Source organism: Micromonospora sp. NPDC051925, from assembly GCF_044548625.1.
In the GTDB taxonomy this organism is placed as follows: domain Bacteria; phylum Actinomycetota; class Actinomycetes; order Mycobacteriales; family Micromonosporaceae; genus Micromonospora.
This window is the reverse complement of sequence record NZ_JBIUCH010000047.1, coordinates 1-12,111: the sequence shown is the minus strand read 5'-3', so window position 1 is coordinate 12,111 and position 12,111 is coordinate 1. Positions and strand designations below refer to the sequence as shown.

Here is a 12,111-nt window from a genome sequence, read left to right as displayed (position 1 = left end):
CTCGCCCCATCGCCGCCGTCCAGTTAGCTCCTCGAGTAGCCCCCGAAACCCCGGTCAAACCCTCGGCGGACGAAACCTCTCGAATCAACCTCTGAGAGCCGCAGGCGTTGCCGTTCGGGTTCGAGGCGAACGGCAACCTCGCCAGTCCCCTACAGCGACCAGGTGATCGCCTTTTTGGGCCCACCCTGGCCTGCTCCTCGACCGGCCCGGTTGGTCCGGTCGAGGAGCGGCGGTCGTCGGTTGGTCAGTGGTGCGGCGGGTAGTGGTACTCGCCGTTGGCGACGGATTCTTCGTAGGGGCGTTCGGGGTCGTAGATGGGGTGTGGGGCTCGGGGCCGTACCTCCTTGAAGGTCACGGTGTCGGGTGGCCACTGATCGGGGGTGTGGGGAAGGTCGGTCAGGGCGAGGCGGTGTGTCTCGCCGATCGGCTGCCAGACCGGGTCGGCCGGGTGGCCGTGCTCGGGGTTGCTGGTGACGACGGTGAGGTGCCGCGTGTTGCGGCGCTCGAGGTAGCGGCGTAGTTCCTGCTCTCGCTGCGGGTCGGCGGCGTGGAACAGCAGGGTCGCCAGGCCGGTTTGTTCGGCCAGCCGCCGGTAGGCGTGGACGTGGTCGGCGAGGTCGGCGGGACGGATCTCGCCGGGGTCGGGCTGGTACCAGAACGCATGGCGGTTGCGGTCGTGGATGTACTCGCCGTGCCAGGCGGCATGTCGGGCCGCGGTGACGTGTCGGCAGGTGCGCGGTGACCACCAGGTGCGTAGGTCACTGCCGGGCTTGGTGAGCGCGTGGGTGGCCAGGTCGACGAAGAAGGTGTTGGCCTGCAGCAGGCCGGGCAGGCCCTGGTGTTCGCGGAGCCGGTCGCGGGTCCGGTACGCCTGCGCCGGGGTGACATCGTGGTCTTCGTCGAGTGGGGTGAGTTGGGCGCCGATCGGGCCGAGGCACCACCACGTGTCGGCGATGGCCGCGGCGCCGGTGTTCCAGAGGCGGTCGATCCAGCCGCGGCGGGCGAGGATCGCCAGACGTCGGGTTGCCGACGCCGTGGTGGTGGCGAAGCCGAGTGCGGTGAGCTGCGCGGTGGTCAGGACGCGGTGCTCGGCGAGCATCTCGACGGCCCACCAGTCGGGCAGGCGCATGCGGCCGCTCTCGGCCAGGAGCAGCTCCGCCGGGATCGGTCGGGTGGACGGGACAGTGAACTGGGGATGGTAGGTGGTCGCCATGACCGGTACCTCCAAGATGGCGCCATTCCCGGTGAGGCGTGGCTGGGGGTGGATGGATGCCCGTGTGGCCGCTTCGGTGCGGCACACGCGGGCGGAGCACGCCGCCGCGGCAGCTACGTCGCGGTGGTGGCAGGGCGGCGGCCCGCCAGTTGAGTGCTGGACGGGCCCCCGGGGTGCGGCACCGGCCGGTCCGCGCGGCCGGATCGCCGGCTGGGCTTGCGGCACGGCGAGGAGCCGAGCGCACCGCGGCTTTGGCGCCGTCATTAAGTAACCGCCGTTTGTGTGCTCTGGCGAACGCCTGCCTAACTCACAACCGCTCACAAGCACTCACAGCGGGCGTTTCTCAGTTGAGGGTGATCCGGTCAGGGAGTCCTCCGTGACGGAAGTGCAGGCGCTGGGAGGGGCTCCCCGGGACAGTGGACCTACGCGGCCGCCGTCGACGTGGTAGTAGTGGTGGGGACGCGATGGCGGCTGGCGGCGCGCAGACTGGCTCGGCGTTCGGCTCGCGCCGCCAACGCCTCGGCGGCCTGCGGGGATGCCGCGCCGGTCAGCATGCCGCTGGCGAGGGCTTCGGCGAGGCTGGTGTCGATGCGGCTCAACCGCATGCGCAGGGCGTCGGTGCTGATGCCCATCCGGGCCGCGATGGGATCCATGGCCCGCCGTCCCAGTCGCACGTCGATGTAGGGCTGCTCGTCGTCGGCGTCGAGGATTCCCAGGTGCACCGCGCGGCGTACCAGCAGGTCGGGATGGCCGTAGGGCACCTGCGGGGTCCGCGGTCCCGTGACGTGCTCCACGTCCTCGACCGCGATGAACTCGCCGGCCTGTCGGCGCAGCGCGTGCCCGACGCGCCACCCGGCCCGGCACAATGACGCGTAAGGTGCCCGGCGGGTCAGGTCCACGTGGTCCCGCAGCGCCGCCAGGAAACCCGCGAGGATCTCGGCGTCGATGTCGTCGGGGTCAACGCGGTAGCCGCCGGACAACTGCCTCGCGTAGCGGCGCAGCGCTGGCATCGCCATGCCGACCGCGGCGATGACCCACTGCGGCCCGTCCCGGCGGGCACGACGAATCAGCTCCCGCCACACCGCGTCGCGGGCGGTGTAGGCGCGCGGGTTCGCCAGTAGCCAGTCCCGTAGCGCCGGCAGCGTCAGGACACCCGGCGGTAGGCCGTCATCCGGACCGAACGTGTCAAGGTCGATGTACAGGGGGGCCGGGCCGCCGCTCAGCGCCGCGAACGCGACGTCGACGGCGTCCAGGGGCGCGGCGGGCCAGATCGTGTCGGAGACACTCATGATCAACTCTCCTGGGTCAGGAAGACCATCGGGCGTCGCCGTGTTCGGCGACGCTGGATGCCGATTACGCCACGACCGGCTCACTCACAACCGCTCACAGCGCAGGTCACGGCCGGAATGCCGCCACCAGGCGCCCCGTGGCCGCGGCAGGCGCCGGCGCGCCCGATCGGCCCTGTCGGCCGGTCGACCGGCGAGGACAAGTGCGCCTCTGAGCAGGACTGTGAGCGGTCAGCCGACCAGAAACCCCACCGATCGCGGCACCCCAATGGAGTACGCCCTGGTTCCCATTCCTTGCGGGTCTCCGCGCCGCCCACAGCCGCTCACAGAAACTCACAGCGACTCACAGCCGCTCACAACAGCCGCGAGTCGGGGCCCTGCGGCCGCAGTGAGCAGCCGATCTCGCCACCCGGCGTGCCGGCGGGCTGCCGATCGGGCGACCCAGCGGCCAGAGCAGGATCGTTCGCCAGCCGGCGCGGGCCGTCTTGGTGTCGACGTGGCAGCCGCGAGGCGGTGGCATCGAGGCGGTGGCATCGAGGCGGCGTCGAAGGGGTGCGTCACTCTCGCTGGCGTCACCCGTGACACGTTGACAATGTCAACGAGGCCGGTCGATGCGTTCGGGCACGATGACACCGTCGGAGGTCACGATGGCCGCGCCATCGGCGCGGCGTCGCCTGTTGTGTCATCGTGGCCAGCGGCGCCGCCCCGTGATGAGACTGCCAACGGCGGCTGTCGATGCGTTCGGACATGGTGGCACTCCCGCCGGTCACGACGGTCGTGTCATCGCGGCGTCCGTGCTGGTGCCGCCGCGCATGACAATGCGCCTGCCATGCCGTGACACGATGACATCGACGGTCTTCGTTGACATTTGTCCGGGCAAGCCGCTGACCAGCACTTTGACATTCGTTGAGCCCGCGCCGCGCGGGTGACATACAGGCGGCGGCGCAGGCGCGACGGCGGTCACGGGCGGCGGGCGGCGGTTACGGCAAAGCCGTCGTGGCCACGCCTTCAGCGGCCCTCGCGGCGAGCGGGCCGACGACGACGGTCGCCGCGTACGTCATGACACTGCCGCCCCAGCGCCATGGACACGATGACACGGTGTCATAGACAACAGTTGATGACACGATGACATCTCGGTGGCCGCGTGCCTGGTGTCCATGACTGGTCACGCTGCTCAGGAAAGGGGCGCGCGTCTGAGCGGATCATTTCGCCGGAGAAGGCGGCAGGCCGGTCGGTCTTCCGCTGATCCGTCGCGCGTCAGCGTCCACGGCCGGGGGCTGGCGGCTCTTGTCCCGCGCGCAGCGGTGTGGCCGAACCTCGGGGCGCGGGCGTCGCTGCGTAGGGCGCCTCGGTCCGACGGCTCGGTGGCCCTTGGCCGGATGCTCCGTCAAAGCTGGGCGTGAGCGCCGCCGGCCGCAGCGAAGCGCCTCGAGTCAGAACCCCTCCCATCGGATCACCTCAGTTGCTGAGAAAGAGCAGGTCAACTGAGAAAGGGCACCGATCGAATCGGCGGCGCTGTGAGTTGCTGTGAGCGGCTGTGAGTGGAGCAGGCGTTCGTCAGAGCACACAAACGCGGGTTTCTAGGTGTCAGCGCACCACCGGCGCGGCGTGGAGCCGACATCCAAATGATCGAGTATCCGCCGCATCACCACGAAGCCGTCCGGTCCGCCACCCCGCACCTGGTCGGCCCGACCCTGACCGGCCGAGCCCGCCGAGCACCCGCCGGCGTCGGCGCACCCTGTGACTCGCCGCCGGCAGCCCCGGCCGATCTCCGTCGCCTCGGCGCCGGAGCGTCCACCGCCACCGTCGTCCCGCACCCAGCCCCGACGCCGCCCTCCGCGGAACGCCGGGAGGACACGTCGCGATGACCACTCCTGACCACCAGCGCGGCCATCGGCCGCCTGCCGACCCGGCCGGTGACGACACGTGGACCGCGCAGCGGATCCGCGCCCTGGGCGCGGTCACCGACCTGGGCACCACGGCCCGGATCTTCGGGCTGTCCCGGTCCGTCGCCTACGACCTGGCCAAGCGCGGCCAGCTTCCCGTCCCGGTGCTGCGGTTCGGTAGCCGCTACCGGGTGCCGGTCCCGGCGATCCTGCACGCCCTGCACCTGCCCGCCGCCGACGAACCCGAGCCCGCGGCCGAGCCGCTCGACGGCGACTTGATCGCGGGCCGAAGGCACGCGTGGATCAACCCGGACCGAATCCGCAGCCCCTGGCTGCCGCACACCCCGACCGAAGGGAATACCTGATCATGGCGGACGGATCCGTCTTCAAACGATGCTCCTGCCGCGACGCCGACGGCCGCAAGATCGGCAACCGCTGCCCCCAGTTGCGCCGGACCGGCGGGGCGTGGAGTCCCACCCACGGCCGGTGGGCCTACCAACTCGAACTTCCCGTCCACCCCGGCCAGGCACGCCGTCAGCTGCGCCGCAGCACCTTCGACACCCGCGACGCCGCCACCACCGACCGCGACCACGCCAAGACCCTGCTCGCTCTCGCCGGCGACGACATGGCGGTGGCCGCTGAGATCGCTGACCTGCTCATGGCCACCCGCGTCGGCGCTCCGCTGCCGGACCGCGACACCATCGCCCGGCGGGTCCGGGCAGGGTTACCCGCCACCGCCACGACGACCGTCGGCGAGTATCTGCACCAGTGGCTGGCGTCGCGGCGTGGCATCGAACCCGCGACCGTGTTGGGGTACGCGTCGCACATCCGCATCCACTTCGTGCCCCACCTCGGCGCGATCCCCCTGGTCAAGCTGCGGGTGGAGCACATCGAGGCGATGTTCACCGCCATCGCCGACCGCAACACCGCCATCGAGGTCGCCCGCCAGAGCGACGATGCCGCCATCCGGGCCAGCGTGCGCGGCCAGCGCCCCACCAAACCGTCCACGATGCACCGCATCCGCGCCACCCTGCGCAAAGCCCTCAACGACGCCATCCGCCGAAGCAACAACCGGCTCATCGACTTCAACCCCGCCGCCCACGTCGAACTGCCTACCGGCGTGCGCCCCAAGGCCAGGGTGTGGACCGCCAAGGCCGTGCAGAAATGGCGCGACACCGGCGAGCGGCCCAGCCCGGTCATGGTGTGGACCCCGCAGCAGGCCGGACAGTTCCTCGACCACGCCGAGGACCACGACGTCGCCCTCTACCCACTGTTCGTGCTCATCCTGCACCGCGGCCTGCGGCGCGGGGAGGCCATCGGGCTCACCGACACCGCCGTCGACCTCGACAACGCGCTGATCAGCGTCACCCAACAGCTGACCACCCTCGGCTACACACCCGTGATCAAGAAGGTCAAGTCCGAATCGGGTAACCGGGTGATGGCCATCGACAGCTTCACCCACGCGGCGCTGCGCGCCCACCACACTCGCCGCGCCCAGTGGAAACTGGCCGCCGGCGCCGCCTGGCCCGACACCGGGCTGTTCTTCGTCCAACCCGACGGCAAGCCCTGGCACCCCCACGCCGTGACCGACCGGTTCGAAGCCCTCGTCCACGACGTCGGGCTACCCCCGATCCGGCTGCACGACCTACGACACTGCGCCGCCACCTACCTCAAAGCCGCCGGCGCCGACCTCAAGGACATCCAGGAACTGCTCGGCCACTCCTCGCTGGCCATGACCGACACCTACACCTCGGTCATCGCCGAACTCGACGTCGAGCGCGCCAAAGCCGAAGCCGCCGCCAAACTCGTCCCCCGCCGCCGCCGAGCCGCGTAACGCCCACACGCCCCAACCGCCCGCCGCGGCGATGCTCCGCGACACCCCCGGATGCGGTTTAGCCCGAAATGGCCGGCCGCATCCGGCTCGTGACCAGGCGCACCGGGAATCGAGCCAAGCCCGCGCCGCCGTTGCTGCGGCGTGCCCGACGACCTGTCGCCGCGCGAGGACAGCTCACGCCTTGAACGGCGGCGACACGGGGATCGTCATTCTGACATTGGGTGCTCGACGGTTGCTCGCGCATCTAAACCGCAAAACCGACAAATGTCCGCATGGGGCGGCCGAAAGATAACGATGAACAGCTATCTTCCCAGCTCAGAAGTGGGCCGCCTGGGACTCGAACCCAGAACCTAAGGATTAAAAGTCCTCAGCTCTGCCATTGAGCTAACGGCCCGTAGGGCCCTCAGGTTACCCGATCACCCGCATTGAGGTTGAGGTCCACCTGGGCTGTGCGGGTGAGCTGACGCCGTGGGGGCTCGGCCGTCGACCAAGCGTCGCCCGGGCGTCCGAGTAATCCGTCGGATCGGGAACTTGGCCGCCTGCTCACTAGGCATGCAGGTCCTGCCACCGGTGATCGGCGGGGCGGGCGGTGTTGATCGGGAAGGTGCCACGGTGGTCGGCATTGCGTCGCATGGGCTGCAGGGTCGGCCCGTCGGGCAGGGTGATCGCCGTTCGTGGGGTGTAGCCGTGGCGGGTGTAGAGGTTCTGGGCGTTGGTGGTGGTGTCGGTCCAGGAGGGCAGGTCTATGCGGTCGAGGCGGCTGCGCAGGTGGGTGAGCATCGCCGTCGCCAGTCCCGCACCTTGGGCGTCGGGATGCACGGCGAGGAATGCCAGGTGGTAGTGCGGCTCGGTGGGTCGAGGCTCGGACAGCAAGGTGTCGAGTTGGTTGAAGCGGTCGGCGTGAGGGCCGGCGGCGTCGGCGAGCCGGTGGCGGTAGTTCGCCGGTGGCGGGATGCTGCGGTAGCGGTGGAAGCCGACCGCGGTGGCGTTCAGGTCGTCGGTGACGTAGGTGTCGCCGTAGAACATGGCGTGTTCCACCCAGATCGCCGCCACGTCGGTGAGGACGCGGCGTCGGCGGGTCGCCTCGGATACCAGCCACGCGGCCAGCGGGTCGGGTAGCAGGGCGTCGGCGATCAGCGCGGCGACCTTGTCCTTGTCGGTCCAACGGGCGGCGCGGATGCGAGCAGTGACGTCCATGACGAATCCCTTCATCAGTCCGGGAAGCGGGGTGGGAGTTGCCGCCGGGTTGGCGACGCGCTGTCAGGGGGTGGTGGTGCTCGTGCGGGTGTGGACGCTGAACAGCAGGTAGTCCTCGACACGGCCAGTGCGGGTCTGGTTGCCCTGAGGTGGCTTGAGGTGGGCGCGTTCGTAGGCGAGGACCTCGCCGGTGGCCGTGTGCAGGATGAGCAGGCTGCGGACATCGCCGTGTTGACCAGTGGCGCTGATGCCGACACCGGTGCGTCCGGCGCGGTCTCGCACCGCGGGGTGGTAGTTCAACCCGTTGGTGTGGCGCAACAGGGTGAGGATCGCGTTGCGGGCGTCGCGGTCAGGCGTACGCCACGTCGTCAACCCGGCTAAGGCGTCCAAGACCGCCGGTGCGCCGAGGAACGGCGGCGTGACGGTGGTGATCTGCGTGGTGAGGCTGGCGGGGTCGGCGGCGACCGGGCCGATGCTTCCGTCGAGTTCGCCGGGCGGGTAGGTCTGGTCGGTGGTGGGTTGCAGGCCGGGCGGGTAGCGCATGCTGACGGCACGGCCGGAGCCGTTGTCGGCGCGCCAGTGCCGCCGCTGGAACACCACGATGGTGCTGGTCGCCCGTCGGCCGTCGATGCGGGTGTCGGCGGCCCATTGTTGTATCTGCACGAACGAGAACCGGCCGGGGACGTCGCAGCTTGCCCCGGCAGCGACCTGGGGAAGCACGTCGGCGGCTGGTCGCGGCGGGGACAGCACGGTGGGCGGCGTTCCGGCGGTCCGCCCGGCGAGGACGCGCAGCTCGGCGGCGGTCAACGGCGCGGGGACCTCACATCGCGCGGCGGGTGAGGTGATCTGCCCGTGGGTGCCGTCCGCGGCGGGGGTGTGGGTGGTGCAGGCGGGCATGAGGGCCGCAGCGCCGAGCAGGCCAAGCACGGACAACGCGGTACTGATCCGGACGCCGGGCCACCACGGGTGTGGCGGGTTCGCGGGCGTCGAGGGTGGTTGGGTCACGGTCATCGGCTCCGGGAGTCTGGGATGGGGGTCAGCGGTAGGCGGCCGTGGCGAGGTCACCGACGGCGGCGTCGACGGCGGCGGTGACGTCGCGTACCGGCCGGTAGTGCTGCTGGGCGATCGCCCGCAGCCGGGCGGCGGCCGTGGTGGTGTCGTCGAGGTAGAGGTGGGTGGTCAGGCCGAGGACGGCGACGAGGCCGGCGAGGGCGGCGGTGTGGTTGTCCGGTGGTTCCCGGCCGGTGGCGAGGTACCGCAGCCGGGCGCGGGGGACGACGGCCCATTTGGTGGCGGTGGGCAGGTAGATCTCGGTGCGGGCGAGGCCGGCGAGCCGGCGGCGGTGGGTGGCGTGCAGGATCCCGCCGGCGTGTAGTCCGGCGCGGGTGCGTTCGTACAGGTCATCGGCGAATCCGCGCAGCCACGCCCGCAGGGGTGGGGCGGGGCGGATGCCGCCTAGGGCGCTGTCGGCGATGAGGTCGCCGACAGGCCGGTCGCGGTGCAGGCGGATGCGTTGGCCACCCTCCGGGTGGGGGTCGTCGGGCTGGTCGAGGCCGATCCGTCCGGCGAGGAACAGGTCGATCAGGACCGCGCCGGCCATGCCGAGGGCGAGGGCCCGGCGGTGGATGTGGGGTTGGCCGGTGTCGTCGTTGTGGCCGAGGAGGAACAACTCGTCACGCAGCGGCAGTTGGGGAATCGACGCGGTCATTCCCGGCCCCCTACCGCAGCCCGGTCGCGCGCTGCCGCAGCCGGGCGTGCACCCCGCCGTACGTAGCGGCCGGGGCCGGTAGCAACGTCTTGCCGACGGCGGCGAGGACGGTGTAGTTCGGGTCGCACACGTTGCCGATCGGCGCCCTACCGGCCTGCGACACCAACTGGTAGGCGTCCAGGGTCTCCAGGCCGGTGAGCGTGCTGGTCCAGTCGACCAGGTCGCGGTGGGCGATCCGGTAGGCGTCCTCCAAGGGGCGGGCGCAGCCGACCGACATGATCTCCCGGTCGGTCTCCAGCCGGGGCCACACCGTCGGCACGCCCTTGATGACCTCAATGATCAGGGTGGTGGTCGTGGCGATCTCCACCCCGACCCCGCAGGCCTCGCCCTCGCCCTGGCGGGCGTGCCCGTCACCGAGGGCGAACATCGCCCCGTGCACGTTCACCCCCAGGTACAGGGTGGTCCCGGCGCGCAACTCAGGGGTGTCCAGATTCCCGCCATGAACATCGGGGACGATCGTGGAGCGGGACTCGAACCCACCGGGAGCGACCCCGATCGTGCCGATCATCGGATCCAACGGCAGATCCACGCAGTGGTCGGTTCCCGTGGCCTGGAACCGGACCGTGCCGGCCTGCCGGTCGATGTCGTACGCCCACACCCGTTCCTCAAGCGGCGGCTGCAACGTCGCGGTGTGGGCAGTGGATGTCAACGCCCCGAAGTGCGGGAACGTCGACGAGATTCCCCAGTCCCGCGCCGGCTCGATGGCGGCGAGGTGGACGGCGAGAGTGTCGCCCGGCTCGGCGTCCTCGACGAAGAACGGCCCGGACACCGGGTTCAGGTACGGCATCCGGCACACCCTCGACGGCAGATCCGCCGGACCACGCACGAGACCGCCGAAGCAGTCCTCGGTGAACACCCGCAGCACGTCGCCGGAGCGGACATGCGCCACCGGCATCCGCCCGCCGAACGTGTAGGCCAACTCGTCGCGAGCGGGCCGGTAGGTGATCTCGTCCATGCCGGTCACACCCGTTCCATGTCACGAGCTGGCATCTGTGCGGGTGCCAGACCCGACAGGGTCGGCCGGCGGCCGGTCAGGTAAAGGCCAGCGAGTACGACGATTCCGAGGGCCAGCCAGGCGAGACCGAGGCGCTGGGCGGCGATGTTGGCGTTGACCACCACGTAGGCCAGGATCGCGAACCCGATGCCCGGCATGACCAGGTGCGCCCACAAGTTGCCGCTTCGCTGGCGGATGAGGTGGTGCACGACCACGGAGACGTGCAGGACCAGGAACGCCACCATCGCCCCGAAGTTGATCAGCGACGACAACAGCGTGATCCCGTCCGCCCGGGTCGCCATGTAGAGGCCGAGCACCAGGGACACGGCGCCGGTGAGCAGGGTCGCGTTGATCGGCACGTTACGGCGGATCGACACCTTCGCAAGAAACGCCGGCAGCTGCCGGTCCCGGGCCATCGCGTACAACAGCCGGGACGTGGCGACCTGCGCGACCATCGAGTTCGGCAACCCCCACGCGATCGCCGTTGCCACCGCACACAGGGTCGCCAGCCAGCCTCCCCCAGCCACGGCGGCGGCGTCATAGAAGGCGGTGCCGTTCGGATCCCCCTCTGCGAGAAGATTGCCGGGGTCGGGGACGAGCATCGCGGCCAGCCAGGTCTGGGCGATGAACAGCACCCCGGCCAGGATCAGGACGGCGGCCATCGCGCGGCCAATCTGCCGGGAGCCACCCTTGGTTTCCTCGGCCAGCATGCTGATGCCGTCGAAGCCCAAGAAGGACAGCACCGCGATCGACACCGCCCCCGCGACGAGAGACCAGGTGAACGTGTCGGCGTTGTAGAACGCCTCCCAACTGAACCGGCCTCTGCCCGTCCCGATGGCCCAGCCGGCGACGGCCAGGAAGACCGCCAGGACGATCAACTCCCCGACCAGCATCACTCGGGTGACCATCGCGGTCATCCGGATACCGACCGAGTTGACGACCGTGTTGACCGCGACGAACCCGAGCAGCCACAACCACACCGGCACCGCCGGAACCGTGGCGTGCATCGCCACCGACGCCACCAGATACAACAACCCCGGCACGAGCACGTAGTCGAGCAGGATCACCCAACCGGCCAGGAACCCGGCCGGCGCGCTGATGCCACGGCCCGCGTAGTTGTAGACGCTGCCGGACATGGGGAACGCCTTGACCATCTGCGCGTACGAGAACGCGGTGAACACCAAGGCCACCACCCCGACCGCGTACGCCAGAGCCACCATCCCGCCGGAACCGGCGTACACGCTGCCGAAGATCGCCATCGGCGCGATCGGCACCATGTAGATGAGGCCGTACGCGACCAGGTCCCGGAACCGCAGCCTCCGGGCTAACTCCTGGCGGTAGCCGTAGCGTGTCAATTCATCTTGTAGCTGCATTGCACCCTTCCGAAGAGCTCGTGTCGGCAGCGGCAGAACGTCCAATGTTGGGCCGCGCGTGAATTGCTTCACGCTCCGAATGGTCACTCGATCCGAATGGCGTGGTCGATACCGTAAATGCGGACAAAGCAAGTTGTCCGCATCGAATTTGTCGCTCCGAACTTGAGCGGCCCAGCGGCAGTTCGAGCCGTACCGTCCAGCGGCAGGGACGAAGTGCTTGCGCGTAGAGTCGACCGTGTCTGGGGAACACTGGCGCCGGCTCGGCGGCACGACAACTTCTTTTACGCCGTTGCCGGGGCCTGAAGGCCGGTCGACGAGGGCGCTGTCTACGGTCGCGCACGGAAGTTGTTCGAGGAGGACCCGTGAGGCTGGCGGACAGGATCGCTGTGGTCTCGACGGAGGACGCGGTTCGCGCCTCTGTGAGCTATGACCAGCTGCGTGCGGGGGATGGCACCCTGTACTGGTTAGTAGTGCTTTGTTAGGTTGGTACCAGTTGGTGGCAGAGTGGGCAGAATCCGAGCCACGTCGCGAGGTGGTATTGCAGCTCGCGGAGGACGGTG

Annotated in this window: 9 protein-coding genes and 1 tRNA gene; 2 read left to right on the top strand and 8 right to left on the bottom strand. The window is 70.0% G+C overall.

Annotated elements, in window-relative coordinates; all coding sequences use genetic code 11:
- Positions 1-244: 244 nt before the first annotated feature.
- The gene (locus ACIG87_RS32105; protein ID WP_396855377.1) at positions 245-1,213 is read right to left on the bottom strand and encodes a replication-relaxation family protein; all 969 of its coding nucleotides are present in this window, start codon (positions 1,211-1,213) and stop codon (positions 245-247) included.
- A gap of 422 nt (positions 1,214-1,635) precedes the next feature.
- Entirely contained in the window at positions 1,636-2,502 is an 867-nt protein-coding gene (locus ACIG87_RS32100; protein WP_396855376.1) for a hypothetical protein, read from the bottom strand.
- Positions 2,503-4,363: 1,861 nt separating this feature from the next.
- Between ACIG87_RS32100 and ACIG87_RS32095 the strand changes: the two genes are divergently transcribed.
- Positions 4,364-4,750 (top strand): DNA-binding protein, encoded by a 387-nt coding sequence (locus ACIG87_RS32095; protein WP_396855375.1) that lies wholly within the window; start codon positions 4,364-4,366, stop codon positions 4,748-4,750.
- 2 nt (positions 4,751-4,752) lie between these two features.
- Positions 4,753-6,219 carry a tyrosine-type recombinase/integrase gene (locus ACIG87_RS32090; RefSeq protein WP_396855374.1) on the top strand — a complete coding sequence of 489 codons (1,467 nt, stop codon included), beginning with the start codon at positions 4,753-4,755 and terminating at the stop codon, positions 6,217-6,219.
- Positions 6,220-6,541: 322 nt separating this feature from the next.
- On the opposite strand, the gene ACIG87_RS32085 is transcribed toward ACIG87_RS32090, so the two are convergent.
- From ACIG87_RS32085 to ACIG87_RS32060, 6 genes are all read right to left on the bottom strand, one after another.
- A tRNA-Lys gene (locus ACIG87_RS32085) sits at positions 6,542-6,613 on the bottom strand.
- Between the two features lie 152 nt (positions 6,614-6,765).
- Entirely contained in the window at positions 6,766-7,416 is a 651-nt protein-coding gene (locus ACIG87_RS32080) for a GNAT family N-acetyltransferase (RefSeq protein WP_396855373.1), read from the bottom strand.
- Between the two features lie 63 nt (positions 7,417-7,479).
- A complete protein-coding gene (locus ACIG87_RS32075; protein ID WP_396855372.1) occupies positions 7,480-8,343 on the bottom strand; it encodes a hypothetical protein in 864 nt (287 codons plus the stop codon).
- A 109-nt stretch (positions 8,344-8,452) separates the two neighbouring features.
- Positions 8,453-9,124 (bottom strand): GPP34 family phosphoprotein, encoded by a 672-nt coding sequence (locus ACIG87_RS32070; RefSeq protein ID WP_396855371.1) that lies wholly within the window; start codon positions 9,122-9,124, stop codon positions 8,453-8,455.
- A 10-nt stretch (positions 9,125-9,134) separates the two neighbouring features.
- The gene (locus tag ACIG87_RS32065) at positions 9,135-10,148 is read right to left on the bottom strand and encodes an acetamidase/formamidase family protein (RefSeq protein WP_396855370.1); all 1,014 of its coding nucleotides are present in this window, start codon (positions 10,146-10,148) and stop codon (positions 9,135-9,137) included.
- Positions 10,145-11,551, bottom strand: a complete 1,407-nt coding sequence (locus ACIG87_RS32060; RefSeq protein WP_396855369.1) for an APC family permease — start codon at positions 11,549-11,551, stop codon at positions 10,145-10,147. Before ACIG87_RS32060 ends, ACIG87_RS32065 begins: the two co-directional genes overlap by 4 nt.
- Positions 11,552-12,111: the final 560 nt, after the last annotated feature.

What these genes read in the sequence shown, in the direction of transcription:
- ACIG87_RS32105 (WP_396855377.1), bottom strand. Translation starts at nt 1,213, where the DNA reads ATGGCGACCACCTACCATCCCCAGTTCACTGTCCCGTCCACCCGACCG.
- ACIG87_RS32060 (WP_396855369.1), bottom strand. Translation starts at nt 11,551, where the DNA reads ATGCAGCTACAAGATGAATTGACACGCTACGGCTACCGCCAGGAGTTA.
- ACIG87_RS32070 (WP_396855371.1), bottom strand. Translation starts at nt 9,124, where the DNA reads ATGACCGCGTCGATTCCCCAACTGCCGCTGCGTGACGAGTTGTTCCTC.
- ACIG87_RS32080 (WP_396855373.1), bottom strand. Translation starts at nt 7,416, where the DNA reads ATGGACGTCACTGCTCGCATCCGCGCCGCCCGTTGGACCGACAAGGAC.
- ACIG87_RS32090 (WP_396855374.1), top strand. Translation starts at nt 4,753, where the DNA reads ATGGCGGACGGATCCGTCTTCAAACGATGCTCCTGCCGCGACGCCGAC.
- ACIG87_RS32100 (WP_396855376.1), bottom strand. Translation starts at nt 2,502, where the DNA reads ATGAGTGTCTCCGACACGATCTGGCCCGCCGCGCCCCTGGACGCCGTC.
- ACIG87_RS32095 (WP_396855375.1), top strand. Translation starts at nt 4,364, where the DNA reads ATGACCACTCCTGACCACCAGCGCGGCCATCGGCCGCCTGCCGACCCG.